Origin of the sequence: Colwellia sp. BRX9-1, assembly GCF_014077195.1 — a bacterium.
Taxonomy (GTDB): Bacteria; Pseudomonadota; Gammaproteobacteria; order Enterobacterales; family Alteromonadaceae; genus Colwellia_A.
Window position 1 is genome coordinate 178,162 of record NZ_JACGVM010000005.1, and the last position, 20,939, is coordinate 199,100.

General features: G+C 39.5%; 17 protein-coding genes. 9 read left to right on the forward strand and 8 right to left on the reverse strand.

Annotated features, from left to right (window positions below; genetic code table 11):
- Window positions 1-67: 67 nt before the first annotated feature.
- The 4 genes from coaBC (at window position 68) to H4J76_RS07415 (ending at window position 4,275) form a co-directional block, all read left to right on the forward strand.
- Window positions 68-1,288: a bifunctional phosphopantothenoylcysteine decarboxylase/phosphopantothenate--cysteine ligase CoaBC gene (gene coaBC, locus H4J76_RS07400; protein WP_182230337.1), complete on the forward strand. Its 1,221-nt coding sequence runs from the start codon at window positions 68-70 to the stop codon at window positions 1,286-1,288.
- A gap of 11 nt (window positions 1,289-1,299) precedes the next feature.
- The gene (slmA, locus tag H4J76_RS07405) at window positions 1,300-1,884 is read left to right on the forward strand and encodes a nucleoid occlusion factor SlmA (protein WP_070375422.1); all 585 of its coding nucleotides are present in this window, start codon (window positions 1,300-1,302) and stop codon (window positions 1,882-1,884) included.
- Between the two features lie 95 nt (window positions 1,885-1,979).
- Window positions 1,980-3,452 carry an aminoacyl-histidine dipeptidase gene (locus tag H4J76_RS07410; RefSeq protein ID WP_182230338.1) on the forward strand — a complete coding sequence of 491 codons (1,473 nt, stop codon included), beginning with the start codon at window positions 1,980-1,982 and terminating at the stop codon, window positions 3,450-3,452.
- A gap of 163 nt (window positions 3,453-3,615) precedes the next feature.
- The gene (locus tag H4J76_RS07415; RefSeq protein WP_404842394.1) at window positions 3,616-4,275 is read left to right on the forward strand and encodes a response regulator; all 660 of its coding nucleotides are present in this window, start codon (window positions 3,616-3,618) and stop codon (window positions 4,273-4,275) included.
- A 132-nt stretch (window positions 4,276-4,407) separates the two neighbouring features.
- Here the strand turns inward: H4J76_RS07415 and H4J76_RS07420 are convergent, their stop codons facing one another.
- Window positions 4,408-7,845 carry a PAS-domain containing protein gene (locus H4J76_RS07420; protein ID WP_182230339.1) on the reverse strand — a complete coding sequence of 1,146 codons (3,438 nt, stop codon included), beginning with the start codon at window positions 7,843-7,845 and terminating at the stop codon, window positions 4,408-4,410.
- Between the two features lie 184 nt (window positions 7,846-8,029).
- On the opposite strand from H4J76_RS07420, the gene H4J76_RS07425 reads away from it, so the two are divergent.
- The 3 genes from H4J76_RS07425 to H4J76_RS07435 are packed head-to-tail and all read left to right on the forward strand — an operon-like array spanning window position 8,030 to window position 12,992.
- Window positions 8,030-8,752, forward strand: a complete 723-nt coding sequence (locus H4J76_RS07425; RefSeq protein ID WP_182230340.1) for a TetR/AcrR family transcriptional regulator — start codon at window positions 8,030-8,032, stop codon at window positions 8,750-8,752.
- 28 nt (window positions 8,753-8,780) lie between these two features.
- Window positions 8,781-9,878, forward strand: a complete 1,098-nt coding sequence (locus tag H4J76_RS07430) for an efflux RND transporter periplasmic adaptor subunit (protein ID WP_182230341.1) — start codon at window positions 8,781-8,783, stop codon at window positions 9,876-9,878.
- A 6-nt stretch (window positions 9,879-9,884) separates the two neighbouring features.
- A complete protein-coding gene (locus H4J76_RS07435; RefSeq protein WP_259377127.1) occupies window positions 9,885-12,992 on the forward strand; it encodes an efflux RND transporter permease subunit in 3,108 nt (1,035 codons plus the stop codon).
- Between the two features lie 92 nt (window positions 12,993-13,084).
- On the opposite strand, the gene H4J76_RS07440 is transcribed toward H4J76_RS07435, so the two are convergent.
- The 4 genes from H4J76_RS07440 to H4J76_RS07455 form a co-directional block, all read right to left on the reverse strand.
- A complete protein-coding gene (locus H4J76_RS07440; protein WP_182230342.1) occupies window positions 13,085-13,507 on the reverse strand; it encodes a VOC family protein in 423 nt (140 codons plus the stop codon).
- Window positions 13,508-13,905: 398 nt separating this feature from the next.
- The gene (locus H4J76_RS07445) at window positions 13,906-14,346 is read right to left on the reverse strand and encodes a hypothetical protein (protein ID WP_182221346.1); all 441 of its coding nucleotides are present in this window, start codon (window positions 14,344-14,346) and stop codon (window positions 13,906-13,908) included.
- A 299-nt stretch (window positions 14,347-14,645) separates the two neighbouring features.
- Window positions 14,646-16,385, reverse strand: a complete 1,740-nt coding sequence (locus H4J76_RS07450; protein WP_070375431.1) for a sodium:solute symporter family protein — start codon at window positions 16,383-16,385, stop codon at window positions 14,646-14,648.
- On the reverse strand, window positions 16,385-16,636 hold the full coding sequence (locus tag H4J76_RS07455; RefSeq protein WP_070375432.1) for a DUF4212 domain-containing protein: 252 nt from the start codon (window positions 16,634-16,636) through the stop codon (window positions 16,385-16,387). Before H4J76_RS07455 ends, H4J76_RS07450 begins: the two co-directional genes overlap by 1 nt.
- A 314-nt stretch (window positions 16,637-16,950) precedes the next feature.
- On the opposite strand from H4J76_RS07455, the gene H4J76_RS07460 reads away from it, so the two are divergent.
- Window positions 16,951-18,828 (forward strand): putative nucleotidyltransferase substrate binding domain-containing protein, encoded by a 1,878-nt coding sequence (locus H4J76_RS07460; protein WP_182214531.1) that lies wholly within the window; start codon window positions 16,951-16,953, stop codon window positions 18,826-18,828.
- Window positions 18,829-18,836: 8 nt separating this feature from the next.
- Window positions 18,837-19,541, forward strand: coding sequence for an exonuclease domain-containing protein (locus tag H4J76_RS07465; protein WP_182214529.1), 705 nt, complete (start codon window positions 18,837-18,839; stop codon window positions 19,539-19,541).
- A 143-nt stretch (window positions 19,542-19,684) separates the two neighbouring features.
- On the opposite strand, the gene H4J76_RS07470 is transcribed toward H4J76_RS07465, so the two are convergent.
- The 3 genes from H4J76_RS07470 to H4J76_RS07480 form a co-directional block, all read right to left on the reverse strand.
- Complete coding sequence (locus H4J76_RS07470; protein WP_070375435.1) at window positions 19,685-19,984, reverse strand: hypothetical protein; 300 nt, start codon at window positions 19,982-19,984, stop codon at window positions 19,685-19,687.
- 209 nt (window positions 19,985-20,193) lie between these two features.
- Window positions 20,194-20,445, reverse strand: coding sequence for a YdcH family protein (locus tag H4J76_RS07475; protein WP_070375436.1), 252 nt, complete (start codon window positions 20,443-20,445; stop codon window positions 20,194-20,196).
- Window positions 20,446-20,455: 10 nt separating this feature from the next.
- Window positions 20,456-20,770 (reverse strand): TraR/DksA C4-type zinc finger protein, encoded by a 315-nt coding sequence (locus H4J76_RS07480; protein WP_182214528.1) that lies wholly within the window; start codon window positions 20,768-20,770, stop codon window positions 20,456-20,458.
- Window positions 20,771-20,939 lie beyond the last annotated feature (169 nt).

Consider the following 20,939-nt stretch of genomic DNA (forward strand, 5'->3'; position numbering starts at 1 on the left):
GCAAATTTGTAAATGGGCAAATTAATGGTATCTTATCGCCACTTATCGTTATTAAGACTAGCAGTTTATGCAAATTTTACAGGGTAAAAAAATAGTTCTGGGTATTACTGGCGGTATCGCTGCCTATAAAACGCCAGAATTAGTGCGTCGTTTAAAAGATAATGGCGCAGATGTTCGTGTAGTGATGACAACAGCGGCAAAAGCTTTTATCACTCCACTAACATTACAGGCCGTTTCTGCCAATGGCGTTTCAGACAGTTTGCTTGATAGCCAAGCAGAATTAGCTATGGGGCATATAGAATTAGCAAAATGGGCAGACTTTATCCTAATTGCACCAGCGACTGCCGACGCAATTGCTCGTATTACCTGCGGTATGGCGAATGATTTATTAACTACATTATGTTTGGCAACAAGTGCGCCAATTGCTATCGCTCCAGCGATGAATCAACAAATGTGGCATGCGGCAATTACTCAAGAAAATATTGCTAAACTTATTTCACGAAAAGTTGCCGTATTTGGTCCTGGCTCAGGAGCACAAGCTTGTGGTGATGTTGGTTTAGGGAGAATGTTAGATGTTGACCCTTTAGTCAGCCATGTCTGTCAATTTTTTCAACCAGCGTCGAAGATTGCTCAGGTAGATTTATCGGGCCAACGTTGGGTGATCACAGCAGGGCCAACACGTGAAGCTATAGACCCAGTGCGCTATATTTCAAATCATAGCTCAGGGAAAATGGGTTATGCCATAGCACAAGCAGCACAATTAGCGGGCGCAGAAGTCCAAATAATATCGGGTCCCGTCAGTATTGCTGTTCCCCATGGTTGTAAAAAAATAGCGGTGGAAAGTGCATTGCAAATGCACCAGCAAGCGCTTGAACTTGCCAAAAAAGCCGATGTTTTTGTTGCCTGTGCCGCGGTTGCTGATTATCGAGTCAGTGATGTAGCAACGCAAAAAATTAAAAAATCAGCTGATGAAATGCAACTTATTTTAGTGAAAAATCCTGATATTGTTGCCGATGTTGCTGCTTTATCCGTAAAACCTTTTACCGTCGGTTTTGCGGCTGAAACACAAGATGTAGCACATTATGCGCTTGATAAATTAAAAAGAAAAAATCTTGATATGATTGCTGCCAACAATGTTGCGCTGTCAGGACAAGGCTTTAATAGTGATGATAATGCCTTAACGGTTTTCTCCAATAAAAATAAAACGGAACTACCGTTAGCATCAAAAAAAATACTTGCCGAGCAATTAGTACAACTAATTTCGCAACATTATGTTGAAAAAAAATAAGAGAACGATTTATGACCGTAGCGCAAAAACCTAATCGCAAACAACAAATTTTAGAGTGTTTAGCAAAAATGCTAGAAACTTGTCCTGGCCAGAGAATAACGACCGCCAAACTTGCTGCTGAAGTGGGTGTATCAGAAGCTGCGCTTTATCGCCACTTTCCTTCTAAAGCGCGTATGTTCGAAGGTTTAATTGATTTTATTGAAGAATCAACGTTTTCACGGGTGAATTTAATCCTCAGTGATCACAAAGAAGCCTTAGTGCGTTGTCATCATATTTTGCATGTATTGTTGGTTTTTTCAGAGCGTAATCCTGGCATGTGTCGTATCTTGGCTGGTGATGCGTTAATGGGCGAAAATGAAAGATTACGAACACGTGTTAATCAGTATTTTGAAAAATTAGAAACGCAATTTAAACAAGTCTTACGTGAACGAAAATTACGTGAAGGTAAGAGCTTTAGCATTTCAGAGCAAGCATTAGCAAATATCTTAGGCGCTTATGTTGAAGGAAAAATTAGCCAATATGTTCGTTCAGGTTTTACCAAGAAGCCTAGCGAAGATTTTAACGATCAATGGCAATTTTTAATGGCGGGTAAGTAAGTTTCGGGTAAAAATGCGACGACATAACCCTGAGCAATACCGATTTCAGTAAGTTGATAAACTAATAAGTATTAAAATAAAATTAAGGAAAAAATGTGAGTAATTTATCACAGCTTCATCCCATGCATTTATGGCAGTTATTTGAAAAAATATGCAGTATTCCACACCCTTCAAAGCATGAGCAAAAAATATCAGCTTGGATCCAAGCTTGGGCAAAAGAGCAAGGTTTATCGGTAAAAGAAGACGCCGTTGGTAATATCTTTATTAAGAAGCCAGCTACAGCGGGTATGGAAAACTGCCAAGGCGTCATTCTACAAGCGCATATGGACATGGTTCCACAAAAAAATGCTGATACCGTTCATGATTTTTTAACCGATGCTATCAAACCTTACACGGTTGAAGAAGCTGATGGACAATGGGTTACAGCAGAAGGTACCACCTTAGGCGCTGATAATGGTATTGGCTTATGCTCAGCTTTAGCCGTTTTGGCAAGCAATGATATCGCTCATGGTCCTTTAGAAGTTTTAGTAACCATAGATGAAGAAGCTGGCATGACCGGCGCTTTTGGCTTGGAGGCGGGCTGGTTAGAGGGTGATATTCTAATTAATACCGATTCTGAACAAGAAGGTGAAATCTATATGGGGTGCGCCGGTGGTATTGACGCCGAAGCTACCTTTAAATTGATTTTTGAAGATGTTACCCAAGATTTTACTTCATTTACCTTATCTCTTTCAGGTTTAAAAGGTGGGCATTCTGGGGTAGACATTGATACGGGTCGTGCCAATGCAAATAAACTTTTAGTGCGATTTTTACTCGACGCAAGCCAAAATTTTGATTTGCGTTTAGTTGATTTAAATGGCGGGAGCTTGCGTAACGCTATTCCTCGTGAAGCTGATGCCAGTTTTGTTATTGCAGCAAAAGATGTGAGCGCTTTTAAACTTAGCCTAGACGATTATTTAGACAGGTTACGCGCAACATTAGGCAGTATTGAAACCGATATTGAGATGTTACTTATTTCACCAGAGGTTTTCGACCAGTGTTGGAGTCTTAAAACACAGTCGTCAATTTTAAACGCCCTTAACGCTTGCCCCAATGGTGTTATTCGCATGAGTGACGATATTGAAGGTATTGTAGAAACATCGCTTAACTTAGGGGTTGTTCGCTGTAAAGGGCGTAATTTTATCGCTATGTCTCTTATTCGTAGTTTACATGACGATGGCCGATTACTGGCCGAGTCTATGGTGAAATCAGTCTTTACATTAGCAGGAGCAAAGGTTGAATTTTCTGGTGCTTATCCCGGCTGGAAGCCGAATACAGATTCAAAAATTATGAAAACTGTCCGTGATACTTACCAGTCACTTTTTAATAAAGTGCCTGAAATTATGGTTATCCATGCCGGTTTAGAATGTGGTTTATTTAAAAACGCTTATCCAAACTGGGATATGGTTTCGTTTGGCCCCACCATTAAATTTCCTCATTCACCTGATGAAAAAGTGAATGTCGAAGCCGTTGGGCTTTATTGGCAGTTACTGGTTGAAGTATTGAAGAATATTCCAGCAAAAGCTTAGTTTTTCTGTTGTTATGCTGAAGATGCTGCCTTACTTTTAATCAAGTAAGGTGCATAATTTCAACATAATGTGGTTTAAATCAAAACAAGCGTTGTTAGGCTAAGGTCTAATAAACTTTTTCTGGTAAAACCGTATACTTGAAGAAGAAAGTTTTAAGGATTAAATTATGTTCCAGCCAGAAAAAATAATAGTTGCTGACGATCACCCTTTATTTAGACAAGCGTTATTAGCTGCGCTCGATGTTAAGTTTAATAAAACCCAGTGGTTAGAAGCACAGACAATCGAGCAACTTGAACAACAACTCGCTAATAATACCGACAGTGATTTAGTTTTGTTAGACTTAAATATTCCTGGCGCTCATGGTTTTAACACTTTAATTCATGTGCGTAATCATTTTCCGCAAATACCGGTAGTGATGATCTCGGCTCATGAAGATAACGATACTATTCGTAAAGCGATGGAATATGGCGCAGCGGGTTTTGTACCTAAATCGACGCCAGTTGAAACTATTATTTACGCGATTCAACAAATCTTAGCAGGAGAAGTATGGGTGCCAGAAAGCTTTGCTCAGGCGAGTAAAGGTGATGGAGAAAGTAATATTGCCGAGCGTGTGGCGAGTTTAACTCAGCAGCAATACCGCATTTTAATGATGTTTGCCCAAGGCTTATTAAACAAACAAATTGCTTACGACCTTAATGTCTCAGAAGCGACTATTAAGGCGCATGCTACCGCTATCTTTCGTAAACTCAATGTTCGTAACAGAACGCAAGCCGTTATTGCTATTGCGCCACTGAATGTTGCTGAGCCAAATATTAATCACTAACCGCAACTATTAACAATTACCAGTAATAGCAATGGGCTATTGCTTGCCAATTGCTTGTTAGTGCCCAACCCTCTAATTAATCACTCACAGCGGTTTGTAAAATCAATCATCAACAACCGTTGGTGATAACGATTACTCAGAATAATTATCTTGTAACTTCTTCGCTAGCAGTGCACTCATCATTGCGCGCAGCGCTGCTGGCTTAACCAATTTTCTCATAAAGCCAACATCGGCTTTATGGGTTTTTTCTTCAATGTCACTATCGGTAGTCGCTGTAATTAATATTGCTGGAATATAATGATTACTGCTTGCACGTAGCGCTTTGATAAGGGTTAAGCCGTCTTGATTGTTATTAAGCTGGTAGTCGACTAATAAAATTTCAACTTCATTTTGATGCTGTGCAAATATTGCTATTGCCTGCTCAAAAGACTCAGCCGATAGCACGTTACACTGCCAAGCACTGAGCAGTTCTGTCATGCCATTAAGTACATCAGGGTCGTTATCAATACACATTACCGTGACGTCTTTTAGACCTATTTTAGTGACTGGCTGCTCAATTTTAATATTAAATTGTCGATGTGCTTTGGTGATAGCGAGTGAGAACTTACACCCTTGCTGCTCTTTTGATGTTAACGACAGCGGGTGTCCTAATAATTTTGCAAAGCTTTGGGTAATATTCAGACCCAATCCTAAACCTCTGCTGGCATGACTTGGATTGTTTTCTAGTTGAGTAAATTGCTCGAAAACAATCTTTTGTTTTTCAAGCGGAATGCCTGGGCCGTTGTCCAATACTTGCAGAATAACTTGCTGACCAACAGTTCGCGATCCTAATAAAATTTTCCCCGGACTGGCGTAGCGAAAGGCATTGCCAATTAAGTTCTGTAAAATACGGCGTAATAAATTACGGTCTGAAGTAATCCAAGCTTTACAAGAGACCACTTTAAATTCAACTTGATATTCAGCCGCCGTCGCTGAGAATTCTTGCGCCAAATCTTTAAATAAATCATTCACTGAAAATGTGGTGAGGTGGGTGGTGATATTACCGCTTTCAATACGTGCTATTTCAGCTAAGTCGGCCAGTAAGTCGTTAGCAACTTTTAAAGAATGATCGATGTTTTTGACTTGTCTTAATTGGCTTTCGCTTAAACTGCCTTGGCTACTCAAGGCTGAGGTAAATAATCTTGCAGCTTCCAATGGCTGCATTAAATCATGGCTGCAGGCTTTCAGATAGAGGCTTTTTTTGATATGTGCTTGTTCAGCCTTCTCACGAGCAGCATCTAAATCTTCATTGGTTTTTTCTAATTTTTTAGTGCGTTCGGTAATAATGGTTTCTAAATCAATATTGGTATCTTTTAAGACTCTTTCAGCATTTTTATAGGCGGTAACGTCAGAAAACAACATGACAAAGCCACCACCGGGTAAAGGGTTACCTTGAATTCTGATCACTTGGCCGTCAGGGTTTTCACGTTCAGAGCTGTGAGGGCTTCCGTTTCGTAAATACTCTAAACGTTTTTCAACTTGCCGACTAATTTCACCTTCGCCGCAAAGACCTCGCGTGGCGTTGTAACGAATAAGGTGCTTTATCGGGCAGCCTTTGTAAATTAACTCTTTAGGGTAAGAAAATAGATCAATATATTTATTGTTCCAAGCGACTAATTTTAGCTCATTATCGACAATTGAAATACCATCACTGGCGTTTTCTATAGCGCTTTGTAATAAATTTTGACTGAATTTACGCTGCTGGCTCGAAGCATCTTCAACTAATACCGCAATTTCGTCGAGGGCAATATCGCGTCCATCTAAAGCCGAAGATAAGACTAAACGTGCTGAAGATGCCCCCATAACACTTGCCAGTGTGTTTTCAGTATGCAGTAATAACTGTTGATTATAATCTTGATGAGTAACCTCTTTTTTCACGACACCTTGCTTAAAGTGTTTAAAACTAATTTTTGCTTTTCCCTCGCCAACAAAGCGCGAGACAAGCACTTCTAAATCACGTTCATCAATATGACGTTTTTTCTGTGAATTGAGTAGTTTAGGTGCTTGCCACTCTAAAAATAGCGATGCCTGTACCCGCTCTTGCACACTTTGGCGACTGACTTGTGATAATGCCCACATTACAAACATATTAACCGTTAAGCTAAGTAGGCTAACGGTGGTATTAGCCGATAATAAGCCGCCGGTAAAAGGCTGCTCGTATAAGCCAAATTGTGGAATAAAATTAAGTAATAACCACATTGAAAAACCAATTAAAATACCCGCATATACTCCAGTTAAGCTTGCTCTTCGCCAGTAAAATGCCGCAACAAGTGCTGGGGTCAATTGCGCAAAAGCTCCAAAAGCAATTTCACCTAACGAGCTTAGCGTATCGGGTGAAGTCATCAAAAACACCCCGTAGCCCAGTAAAATAACTAAAAAAACGAGTGCTTTACGAATGTTAAGCAAGCGAATTCTAAATTCATCAAAATCGGTGTTTTTAGCTTTGCTAGCACGAAAAATATAAGGGAAAACTATTTCATTGCTCAACATCGTACTCAGTGCAATCGAAGAAATAATCACCATAGAGCTGGCAGCAGAAATAGCACCTAGAAAAGCAAACAGTGTTAACCAGGTTTGTTGTTGATGCCAAGGTAAAAATAAAACATAAGCATCTGAAGGGACACTATCACCCAAGAGCATTTGGCCCGCGATACCCAGCGGCGCAGCGAAAACCGCAAAAACTAATAAATAAAGCGGAAATATTTTTCGACTGAGTTTAGTATCTTTTGGGTCTTTAAGTTCAACGACCATGACTTGAAATTGTCGAGGTAAGGATAAAAATGCCGCCATAACAATAACTAACATCGCTAACATCGACATCATATTAGGAAAGTTAAGTTGCTGCTCTAGCTGTAAACTTGCTCCTGACTTGTACCAAATGTCCATGGGCGAGTCGAAGACAAAAAAAGTCACAAAAATACCGACAGCAAGAAAGGCAAAAAGTTTGACTAACGATTCAAAAGCAATGGCAAGCATTACACCTGGGTGGCGCTCGGTAACATCGATGTGACGAATACCAAATATTACGGTGAAGCCAGCAAGTACTACGCTTGAAATAAGTCCAAAGCGCCAAGTCACTAACGTTTGTTCAGCTTGAAGTTGTTGAAAAGAATAGACAATAGCTTTTAATTGTAGAGCGATATAGGGCATGGTGCCGATTAAAGCGACGATGGTCACCATAATCGCTAGCTTGTGTGACTTGCCATAACGTGAGGCGAGTAAATCAGCGAGAGAAGTTAAGTTTAACTTTAAGCTAACACGCACAATACGTTGGATAAAAGGCCAAGCAAAAACAAATAATAAAATGGGTCCTAAATAGATAGGAATATGAGAAAGAAAGTTCGTTGAGGCCTGGCCCGTAGTGCCTAAAAAGCTCCACGACGTACAGTAAACCCCTAGTGTTAGCGCATAAATAATACCCTGACTTTTACGAACAATTTTATGGCGGTATTTGTTTCCTAAATAGGCAATAAGAAAAAGCAGGCCAATATAACCAATACTCAATACCGACAATTGCCAATTAGGAAACATAATAAATCTCAATTTTTATTTTTATACTTCTACAATACCAAGCATTTAAGCTAATTTATACAAAACTTGGTGGGTAATTAAGCGAAGTTTTTTTAGCCATTAACTTCAGGACATTGCATTTCAACAACATTGCTATATAATCGCGTTCGAATATCATTCGAACGAATAAGTTAAAGAGGTTGCTATGGCACCCGCACCAAAATTTAGCCTTGAAGAACAAGAGAAGTTAATTCTGTTTGCCGCGGTTACCGCAATAGAAAAAAGTAACTTATTAGATTTTTCAATGTCATCAATCGCCAAGTCTGCTGGCCTATCTATGGGGTCGGTCTATAAATTTGTGCAATGTAAAGAAGACTTGCTGATTGTCTTAGCAACAAAAATGTATCAAGAAAGGTATCGGGTTGTAAGTCAAGTGCTTGCACTGCCACTAACTACGCCAGAACGAATTATTGCTTTAAGCTTACTCGATTTTTCTAAAGTACAAATGTTTAGTTTTGATGATCAACTAGAAAGTATTGTTAATACACGCTCTATTATAAAGCGATGCTCGCAACGCTGGCTTGATTATATGATTAATTGTAGTCGTGTCTGCGAGGATTCATTTAAAGTATTGTTGCAAACGGCAGTCGATACTAATGAACTTCAGTCGGGCGTTAATGACATGGAGCAGATAAGTATTGGCGCATGGTCTTTAAATGTCGGTTATTTTCAAACGGTAAGATTACATCACAATAGAAACAGCAAACAAGATAGTGAAGCTCAAGAGGGTATCACTTCTTTATCAACAGACAATGTGCACATTCTTAATTTACAACGCTTTATCAACACCTTTAATTGGCAACAAAAAGTCAGTAAAGACGATATTGAAAAAGTAGCTCTACAGCTAACTACGTCAGAACTTAGATAACAACATGAGAAATAATAAAGGAAATACTATGAAAATCCGTCAATGGATTCTGATTATTCTAATTTTAGCTGCAGTGGTCAGTAGCTTGTATTTTTATAAGTCATCATTACAAGCCCAAGCATCGCAGGGAGTCAATATGCCTGAGCCTTCAGCAACGGTTAATGCGACTGAAGCGGTTCGTGTCGATTATCAAGAAATGCTTAAAGTCAGTGGTGAAGTACAAGCCTTTAAATCATTATCATTAAATAATGAATTCGCTGGGCAAATTACCTTGTTAAATGCACAGTCAGGACGCCTGGTGAAAAAAGATCAGGTACTTATTGAAATTGACCATCGAGATGAAGACTCGAAGTTAATTGCCGCTCAAGCACAGCTTACCTTAGCGAAAAAGACCTACAGTCGCTATCTTGTCTTAAAGAAAAACAATGAAATTAGTGCAGAACTTGTTGATCAAGCTGAAGCTGAAGTTGCATTGGCTAAGTCAGATGTAGCCTTATTAGAAACGATGATCGCCAAGAAAAAACTGAGCGCGCCTTTTGATGCAAAAGTGGCCATTCACAATCTTGAAATAGGACAATATTTAGATAAAAACAGTCAAGTATTGACCTTGATTGGTATTAACGAATTTACCTGGATTGATTTCTACTTACCACAAGTTTATCAAGAGCTCGTGGTGGGATCTGTTGTTAACGTTCAACCGATGAATCAGCTTAAGTCATATGAAGCGATGATTATTGCCATTGATCCACAATTAAAACGGACTTCACGTAGCTTGAAGTATCGCGCACAAATAAAGTCTTCATTATTAGCATTGAAGCCTAATACCTTAGTCAGTGTTTATTCACCCATTGCCGCCGAGGCTTCGCTAATATCAGTACCTGATATCGCCATAACACGAGATCCACTAGGAAGTTATGTTTTTATACTTGAAGCAGAGGGTGAAGGTGCTTATCGGGCTAAAAAAGTTAAAGTGACTTTGGGTGATCGCAATGATGACCGAGTAATGGTGTTGTCAGGCCTCAATGAAGGACAATTAATTGCTACAAAAGGTGCATTTAAATTATTCCCACAAATGAAAGTTTACCTCGCTGAGTCTTTGTCAGCGAGCACTGCTGATAAGAAATAGCGAGTTATGATGAAAAAAACTTCAAATCCAATTTCACACAGTAAAGCATCGGTAATGGATATTTTTGTTCGCCGTCCTGTTGTCGCGTTAGTTTTGTCTATTATTATTTGTTTAGCGGGACTTTGGTCAATCAGTAAGATCCCCGTGTTGCAGTTTCCAAAGATAGAGAGTGCTTCGTTAGTTATTGACACGTATTACATTGGCGCTTCAGCTGAAGTGGTGCAAGGTTTTGTTACTGAACCGATAGAGCGAGCTGCCGCAACGGTGCCTGGTGTTGAGTATGTTGAGTCTAAAACGACTTCAGGCAGCAGTAAAGTTACCGCGTGGCTCAACTTAAATGAAAATAGTACCTTAGCATTAGCGGAGTTAACCGCACGTTTAAGCCAAATTCGCTATGAATTACCCACAGGTGCGCAAGACCCCATAGTCTCAGTGAGTCGTGCAGATCGTCCTTTTGCTGTCTTCTATCTGAATGTTAATGCTAATGGTAATGACTTATCAAAAGTCACTGATTACTTAACCCGACAAGTTAATCCGGTTTTAAACGCCATAGAAGGTGTGCAACGTGTTGGTATTGAAGGGGCAAGAACGCCAGCAATGCGCATCTGGTTGAATACCCAAGCGCTTGCAGTGTTTAACTTAAGTTCGACAGAGGTTTACCAAGCATTAGCAACCAATAACAGTATTGCAACTATGGGCTATGCTGAAAATAGCCGACAGCGCATTGATATTGTTGCTAACAGTCAATTAACGTCAGTGACTGAGTTTGAGCAATTAGTGGTGGCAAATATCGACGGTGCTACCATTCATTTAATTGATATTGCTCGTGTTGAAATAGCGGCAGAAGATGCCAGCGTTACGGCAAGGCTAAATGATAGTGACACGGTTTATATCTCAATTTGGCCCTTACCTGGCGCTAATGAAATTGATATTGGCGATAGTCTTTATAGTAAAATTGCCGAATTGAATAAAACATTACCTTTAGGTATGTCGATAGATTTTGCCTTCGACGGTACACTTTATATGCGTGATGCGTTAAGTGAAATTTTCATTACTTTAATGGAAACTGTTATTTTAGTCGGCTTGGTCGTTGTCTTATTAATGGGGTCATTTAGAAGTGCGATGGTACCACTTATTACTATACCTATATCTATACTTGGCGCGGTAGCAGCGATGTCATTTATGGGTTTCTCGCTTAACTTATTAACCGTGTTAGCGATTGTATTATCGGTAGGTTTGGTGGTTGATGATGCGATTGTGGTGGTGGAAAACGTTGCCCGTTTAATGCGTAAAGGTTATTCAAAATTTGACGCTGCTTTAGAAAGTTCACGTCAACTACTTGTTCCCATTATTTCGATGACCTTAACGTTAGCTGCGGTCTATGCTCCTATTGGATTTTTATCAGGGTTAACCGGGGTTTTATTTAAAGAATTTGCTTTTACCTTGGCTATTGCGGTCATTATTTCAGGGATTGTCGCGATTACTTTATCATCGGTGATGAGCGCACATATCTTGCCTAAAGGTGGGGAAGAGGGGTGGTTAACACGAAAAGTGAATAAACTCTTTGATAATATTCAACAGGCTTATGGCAAATTACTGCAACGTATTTTTAAGTGGCAAGGGCAGGTTTTTTTAATTGCGGCTGTGGTTTCTTTGCTTTCAGTGCCTTTTTATTTGCAATCAAAGAAAGAGCTAGCGCCTGTTGAAGATCAAGCGAGTGTTATGTTTGTCGTTATGTCACCACCTGACTCTTCATTAGCGTACAACGTTGCTCAAATGGGACCTGTGGTGGAGACCTTACAAGAGATTGAAGGTGGTTTGAAAGTTTGGCAATTACTCTTTACTTCTGGTGGCTTTGGCGGCTTAGAGTTGGTCGGTGCTGACGATCGTAATTACTCTACACAAGAACTTATTCCAGAAATGTATGGCAAATTGGCGCAAATACCCGGTTTGAATATGTTACCTATATTACCCGGTTCATTGCCAACCGCGGGACAATTTGAAATTGAAATGGTGGTTAAATCTTCGGCATCCTACGCTGAAATGAAAAACTATGCTGATCAATTAGTGGGAGCAGCGTTTGCCAGCGGTGATTTTCTTTTTGCAGACAGTGATTTAAAAATAGATTTACCCCAAGTTGAGTTACAACTAGATCGCGAAAAAATTGCTGATTTGGGGCTTAATGTTGCTGATATTAGTCAACAAATGGGCATTCTATTGTCGAGTAACTTCGTTAACCGTTTCGATGCTAACGGTAAGGCATATCGTGTTATTCCAATGGTTGATAATAATATTCGGGGTAAAACTGAAGAGATCTTAGCGTTAAATATTAAGATACCTTCGGGAGAATTAATCCCCGTTTCGGCTGTTGCTGATTTAACATGGAAAACCGTACCGCGTGAACTATCAACTTTTGCTCAGCAGGCTTCATTTAAAGTTTATGGTGGCGTTGCGCCAGGCGTTAATAAAGAACAAGCGCTGTCAACACTAGAAAATGCGGCGAGAAATATGCTACCTACAGGTTACAGTATTGACTATGCTGGAGAATCACGTCAGCTTCGCAAAGAAGGCAGTACCCTAGTGATGGTATTAGGTGTTTCATTATTGATTGTATTTTTAGTTTTAGCGGTACAATTTAATAGCTTTAGAGACCCGCTTGTGGTGCTTTTAGGTTGTGTACCCTTAGCGTTGTCGGGAGCATTACTTTTACCTTATATTGAGTTAACCACCATTAATATTTATTCACAAATTGGTTTGATCACCTTAATTGGTTTAATCGCTAAAAATGGTATTCTTATTGTCGAATTTGCGAATCATGCTCAAATAGCTGGCGCCGATAAATTAGCGGCGGTTACAGAGGCGGCAACGACACGTTTGCGACCAATATTAATGACGACCGCGGCAACTATTTTAGGACATTTTCCTTTAGTATTGGTGACGGGAGCTGGAGCAGAAGCGCGAAACAGTATCGGTATTATTTTAGTGGCGGGTATGTTTATTGGCACACTATTCACGCTGTTTGTTTTACCGAGTTTCTATTTGTTATTCGCCGAGCGTCGACAGGCTTCAGTCGAAAATAGACCCGAGATGGCTATCGCTAAAAGCGAAGCTTAGTCACGGCTGTTGTTGCTTAGTAAAAAAGGGCGTTACTTTATCAAGTAACGCCCTTTTTTTAGGCAACAAACGCAGTTAATACTTTAAGGGGATCACTCGTCGCCACTGTTTCGTTGTTGAGGAATATCACTAAAGTACTGGACAAACTCTACTTCAAAGCCATTGGGGTCAAGAAAATATAAATTAGCTCGGTGTGTATGCTCAACGCCTTCTTTATGCACATCAAAGCCCGCCTTTACTAGTCTATTTTTTATTGCTGTTAAATTATCAGTCACAAAAGCAAAATGGGCTAAACCTACTTGATGTCCCAATAAATCTCGATTTTCTCCAATACCGTTATTGTTGAAAGTAAGGTATTGATAGTCGTCACCAAAGTGTACCCAATTGCGATCTACGCCAGACCATTGTGAAATGCCCTCAGCTCTTATTTTCCAATGAGGAAAGGCTGCTTGGTAAAATGTCAATGTTTGTGGAATGTCGTTAACGACTAAATTTAAGTGTTCAATGTGTAGCATAAGTATCCTTGTTTACTAACAGTGAAAAAACGATGAAAACTCAGCTTAAGCTGAAGTAAAAGGTTATTTCTAATAAGCTTGAAATTATATTATGCCAATTAAGTCCTAATGGACAGGGTGAACACTGAAGAAGTGAATTTAATCATAGACAACCTTGCTAAGCGCTGGAGTGTAAAAGTATCGAGGTTACCTTTTTATCAAAAAATAATCTTCCTATGGTGGCTTAGCGTGATTAATTTGGGGGTGTAATAAGATGTCGTGGCGAATGATTGTTCAGATAATGAGTTGGCTTGGTGTTAGTCATGTTATCAGTGGTTGTTTTTATCAATGAATCGTTGTCATAAATACCATGACAACGATAAATTAACGACCTGCTACTTGTGGGGTTATCGGTGGTCTTAGTTAAGTGTTTGCGTATAAAACTCAGAAAAATATTTACCGCCCTTAATTTCAAGGATTAAACGTAATTTGTAGCTTTGGCCTTTATCTGCAACCAAACGACCAAGTGGTGTTTCGCGCTTCCAGTAATAAGGCGAGTCTTTCATGCCGAGTCGAAAGGACGTTGCTTGGTTTTCTTTATCGACGAGAAATAAAGTCGCGGTGTCGATAGGAAAAGTAGAATTAACGGTCGTTATACCCTTATCATCCATAACATTTACTTCAAATTCTCCTGATTTTAAAATACATTTTTGCTGACTAACGTCACAATGTCCAAAGGGAACTAATTCAAAAGCGCGCGCTTGACTAGCACTATTCTCTTCCCATAAATCAGCTAAGGCAAAGCCTAAAATGGTCAGGATAGGGGCAACGATAATAGCTGTTTTAGTGTGTTTGTTCATAAAGCTTCCTATGAGTATATGTTACTTCGTCATGCTGAATTTATTTCAGTTGTTTAACTTGAGATCTTGAAATGAATTTAGGATGACGCCGACTTAGCTAGTTAGGTTTTAGTTCTGCCGCCCACTGAGTCAGTTTAGTTTTAATCATAACGGCCATTTAGCCCGTTCGGTGTTAAGTATTATGTCTGCTTAAGCAGAAGAATTTACTCATTATATCGTAATAAGTAAATATAAAGCCCTATTTATACAAGTTAAATAGGGCTTTAGTATTATTAATCAAAAAGTTGTCGTAAGACTAATTAGTGATCATGTGCTGCTGAAACACCACCGTGCGGTGTACGGAAGTTTTCAACCATTTGTTGGATATGAGCGGGTGCTGGACCTGTTACTCTTAATACAGCGAAAGCAACTGCAAAGTTAACAGCAGCGCCGACTGCACCAAAGGCATTAGGAGAAATACCAAAGAACCAGTTAGGACCCATGTCACCTAGGAAAGAAGTGCCTGGGATAAACATAAAACCTTTGTGTTGGAACACGTATAACATAGTTACACCGATACCCGAACACATGCCCCAAACTGCTGCTGGACCACTCATCTTCTTAGCAAATATACCCATCATTAGTGCAGGGAATATTGACGATGCGGCTAAACCAAAGGCTAGCGCCACCGTTCCTGCGGCAAAGCCAGGCGGATTTAAACCAAGCCAACCAGCAACCATCACTGATATTGTCATCACAATTCGACCTGCGAGTAACTCATCTTTCTCTGACATGTCAGGTGTTAAAATACCTTTCAATAAATCGTGGGAGATAGAGGAGGATATCGCTAATAACAAACCAGCGGCAGTAGATAACGCAGCAGCTAAACCACCGGCGGCAACTAAAGCAATAACCCAGTTTGGTAAGTTTGCGATTGCTGGGTTAGCAAGTACCATAATGTCACGGTCAACTTTAACCATTTCATTGGTCGCTTTATCAGCAGTATATTGTATTTTACCATCGCCATTCTTGTCTTCGTATTGTAAAAGACCAGTTTTTTCCCAATCTTTAAACCATTGTGGACGTTCAGCATACTCAAGGTTCTGACCGGCTACGGGTTCAATAGTGTTCATTAGGTTTAAACGAGCCATTGCGCCAACTGCCGGAGCAACTGTGTATAACAAGGCGATAAAGACTAATGCGTAACCTGCAGATTGACGTGCAGCTTTAACTGAAGGAACGGTAAAGAAGCGCATAATAACGTGAGGTAAACCGGCAGTACCTATCATCAGAGATAGAGTATATGCGAACATATTTACTGAGCCGCCCATGTTGTCAGTGGTGTACTCTTTAAAGCCTAATTCAGTAACAACTAAGTCTAATTTATCAAGTAAATAAACACCGCTACCGTCAGCCAACGTTGAGCCTAAGCCTAACTGTGGAATAGGGTTACCCGTTAACTGTAGTGAAATAAAGACTGCAGGAATGGTATAAGCAAAAATCAATACTATGTACTGAGCAATTTGCGTGTAAGTAATACCTTTCATACCACCCAATACGGCATAAACCCAAACAACGAACATACCGATGTAAAGACCTAAATCGTAATCAACTTCTAGGAAGCGAGAGAAAGCAACACCCACACCTTTCATTTGACCAATGATGTAAGTTAATGACGCTATGATTAAACAAACAACGGCAACAACACGTGCTGTTTTTGAGTAATAACGGTCAAAAATAAATTCAGGTACAGTGAACTTGCCGTGCTTACGTAAGTAAGGAGCAAGTAGCATGGCCAGTAGTACATAACCACCAGTCCAACCCATTAAGAAAACTGAGCCACCATAGCCAAGGAAAGAAATCATCCCTGCCATTGAAATAAATGACGCGGCACTCATCCAATCGGCACCAATTGCCATACCATTTTGTAATGGGGTAACACCACCACCAGCAACGTAAAAGTCACTAGTTGAACCGGCACGAGCCCACCAAGCAATACCAAAGTAAACGGCGAAAGAACCGAACACAGCAATGTATGTATAGAGTTTTAACTCATCCATTATGATTCCTCGACGTTATATTTTTTATCAAGATCGTTCATTTTTTTGGTGTACCAAAAAACTAAACCGACAAAAGTGTAAATTGAACCTTGCTGTGCAAACCAGAAACCTAGTTTGTAGCCACCGATACGTATTTCATTTAAAGGTTCTACTAATAGCAAACCGAACCCAAATGAAACGACGAACCAGATAACAAGACTTATAAATATTAGGCGCAGATTTTCTGACCAATATGTCTGTTTCTCTTCCATTATCCTCTCCTAGCAACTTAACTTATCTGGGTTTTAGCCCAGTTATTATGTGAAGCGTTTATTATTTTTTTACGCTTGATTTATCACCTGTTTTACCAATTAAGGCAGTAGTTACGTTTACTATTAATTCGGATCGCGATAAAACCAAAATCAAAATTCATAGTGAAATTTAACTATTATTGACACTAACAAGGTTTTTCGAATTGAGGTATTACACTTTAGTCTAGATTTTATACTTTAGGGTTGACGTAAGCGGGCTAAATACACTAAAAATAGCTATCTACTAAGTATGTTTTGTTAAAGGCTGAAAGAATATGGATCATGAACTCGCCGAAATTAGTGCTTTCCTTCAAGCGATTCCGCCATTCGATACCCTACCCGAATCGGTGACGTTACAATTAGTCAAAGAAATAAATATTTGCTACGTAAGGGCCAAACAACCGTTGCCACCTAATGGTATCGAGGAGGCGCGTCTTTACATCTTACGCAAAGGTGCTTTGGTTTATACCGACCATAATGGCCAGTTAGTGGGAAAATATACCGAAGGTGAAATTTGCAGTGTTTTTTGTCGACCCGCACAACGCAATGAAGTGGAGGTAAATACTGAAGAAGACACTTTACTGTACAGTCTTGATTATCAAACTTTGCTGTCTTTAGTTGCAGACTACCCACAAATAGACGCTTTTTTCATGCAAACTGCTGCAGAACGTTTAAAAGGAAAAATGAGTAAGGTTAATGAAGACGCGATTATTAATTCTTCACTGATTAATAACCCCATTAGTCAATTTTATCATCAACCAGTATTAACCATTAACAGTCATCAAAGCATACAAGAAGCGGCGCTAAAAATGACTGAAAAAGATATTTCTTGCCTAGTCGTAATCGATGATAAAGAAAGTGGTGTCGGTGCACCCGTTGGTATAGTCACCGATAAAGATATTCGTCGACGTTGTGTCGCTGAAGGGTTAAGTTTTACCCTGCCAGTCAGCGAGATTATGACCACAGATATGGCAACGTTACCCGAGCAAAGTAGCGCTTATGATGCGCTTATGTTGATGACTAGCAAGCGTATTCACCACCTCCCTATTACTGGCTTTAGTGATTCTGGAGAGTATGGCGAACTAGTGGCGATGGTAACTATCACGGACTTAATGAATAATGAAGGCCACAATGCCGTCAATATCACCAGTATTATTCGTAAAGCGGCGACCATTAACGATTTGATCCGTATCAGTAAATTAATACCAAAATTACAAATTCGTATGGCTAAACTCGGCACCAGCGCTGATCATATTGGTAAAAGTATTAGCGCGATAACGATGGCATTTACGATTCGAATTATTGAAATGTCAGAAAAAATCAATGGTAAAGCGCCAGTTCCCTATGCATGGGTAGCTTGTGGTTCTCAAGCAAGACAAGAGCAGCTTGCCCATTCTGACCAAGACAATGCTTTAATTATTTCTGATCAGGTACAACCTGAGCATGAAGCTTGGTTTGAAAACCTCGCCTCGTTTGTTTGTGATGGTCTTGCTGCCTGCGGTTTTATCTTGTGTCCTGGCGATATCATGGCTTCAAACCCTAAATGGCGACAACCACAAAAAATGTGGCATCAATATTTTGAGCAATGGGTGAATACTCCAAGCCCACAGGCGTTACTTAATGGTAGTGTCTTCTTTGATTTTGCTACAGTACATGGCGACGATTCTTTACTTAACGAAGTACGTAGCAAGCTGCTGGCAAAAACCAAAGGTAATAGCTTATTTCTCGCACACCTGTCTAGAAATGCTTTGATGCTGAGGCCACCACTGGGGTTTTTTCGGGATTTTGTGTTAATTTCTGATGGCGAGCATAAATCGAGTCTAGATATTAAGCACAATGGTATAGCGCCGATTGTTGATCTGGCAAGAATTTATGCGCTAGCCGAAGGGATCGCATCAGTGAACACTATAGAGCGCCTTAGAAAAGCAGCTGGAAGCCCTTCTATTTCTAAAGAGTCGGCGGCTAACTTAATTGATGCTTATGAATTTTTAGGCATATTGCGTTTAGAGCACCAAGCCAATTTACTTCAAGCAGGTAAAGAGCCAAATAATTACTTGTCACCGAAAAAATTGTCTAAGCTCGAACGTGAACATTTAAAGGATGCTTTTAAAGTCATTAAAGCATTACAAGATAGCAGACAGTCAACGTACTAAGGTTAAATATGCTCAGCAATCAACCCTTGTTTTATTGGTTACTCGGTTATGAAGCTCAACGAAAACGTGCTTGGGCACGAGCGCCAGAAGGAGCCTTAAAAGACTTTCTTGCTGTTAGTTTTCCTGAACCTGATACGCCATTAAATGATATTGAAATTTTGTCGGTTGATTTTGAAACCACTGGCCTTCATGCCATTAACGATAAGTTACTAAGTGTTGGCTTTATTGGCATAAAACAGCAGCAAATATCATTAAAAGACAGCTACCATCAAATCATCAAAACGAAGGATGATCTTAGCGCAGATAACGTTATTATTCATCAAATAACTGATCAGCAAAAAGAACAAGGCGCGCCATTAAAAGAGGTGGTTGAAGCCTTACTCAAAGCTTTGGCTGGAAAAGTAATGTTGGTACATTTTGCTCGTATTGAAAGACAATTCTTGCAACAAGCTTGTTTGGAACTTTATGGCGTAGCGCCACCTTTTCCGATGATAGATACCCTAATGATAGCAAAGCGTCAACTTGATAAAAAGGATGTCGCTTACGACCCCTCAGAATTAAGATTGTCAACTTTGCGCCACGCTCATGGCTTGCCAAATCATTTTGCCCATAACGCTTTAAATGACGCTATAGCTACGGCAGAACTGTTGATGGTACAAGTCAGTGAAATGTCTGATAACAACTCACTTAAATTGCACGATTTATTATTGTAATTTCGGCTCAATGAACCCATAAAAACTAATGGCAAGTAAATCTGTTGAAGGCAAGCGTAATATTTTCAAGTTGAATATTACTTTTGAACAATACCCCTGACAACTTACTACCGCTCTTATTTGAAATGGCTTATGGTGACCGTTTAGGCTTTATCAACGGAGGTTGATGTAGACTTAGCATTGGCCTTGATTATTTCAATATCTACTTTATCAATTAGTAATAAAACGTCTGCTAATTTTTTTCTTAAATCAGCAGAGAGCTTGTTAGGGAAGCTACATTTTTTGGCGACAGAAAGTGATTCTCTGCGGATAACGATGTTAAGTAAATTCTGGATAGAGTCGGTATTTGATAGTGCTAATGCGGGGAGTGGTTTTTCAACTGCTTGATTAAAGGTATCGTACGCTTCTTGTAATGCTACTTTTGCTTGTTTTAGTCTAGCCATGTAACCACCTATTTTATTGTTATTAAGGGCCTATTGGTGTTTATCACGATTAATCAAAACACCTATGGCCCCTTCTACAATAAATAGATTTGAAACTTTGTCTAGTGTTATTCGTTAGTAATTAAACGATTGCAGTAGTGTTAACGTTATCATCTTGCCTTGAACCTATAGCTAACCTTAGTTTCATGCTCTTACTTGACGATAAAATTTTAGGTGGTTAATTTCGCTTTTTTGATGATGGTAAATAATTCATCTTTTAAATGTAAACGCTGCTTTTTTTGTTGATCGAGATATTCATCCGAAGTATTTTCAGCCCCTTGTTCAATGTGATGTACTTCTTGATCGAGCTCGTGATATTTTTTGAATAAGCGAGCAAAATGAGCATCATTCATTTTTAGGCTGCGTATTTCATCAGCAAATTCTGGAAACTCGTGGTGTAAATCATGTTTTTCTATTATCATTTTTTATCCCTTATGTTGCGCAATTAATACAAGTTGTTGTGTAAGGTAAAGCGTGTAATCTTTCGATGTTTATTAGGGTGTTACAGCTTGAACAAAAGCCATATTTTTTATTTTTTAGACGATTTAATGCGGCAATAACATACTTTAGTTCAGCTTTTGCTTGGTGATGAATTTCATCTAGCACTTCATCATTTTCGGTTTCGGTCGCTTGTTCAGCAAAGTCCTGTGAGCGACCTTGATGTAAATCAGCTTCAATAGCACTTATGCGATGCTCTAGCTGAGCTTTTTTCTCTGTTAAGGAGGTTAATATTTCTTGATGAGTCATGTCATTTTCCTTTAAATGATAAGGGCTATGACTTTATTTTATGGCAACGTTGGCTAATTGTTTTGATCTAGCGCAAGTGTAAGCGAATAATTGGCAAGCTAGGGCTGATAAAAATAATGTAATGCCAATAAAAAAGACGCAGTAAGCGTCTTTTTTATTGGGTTATAAA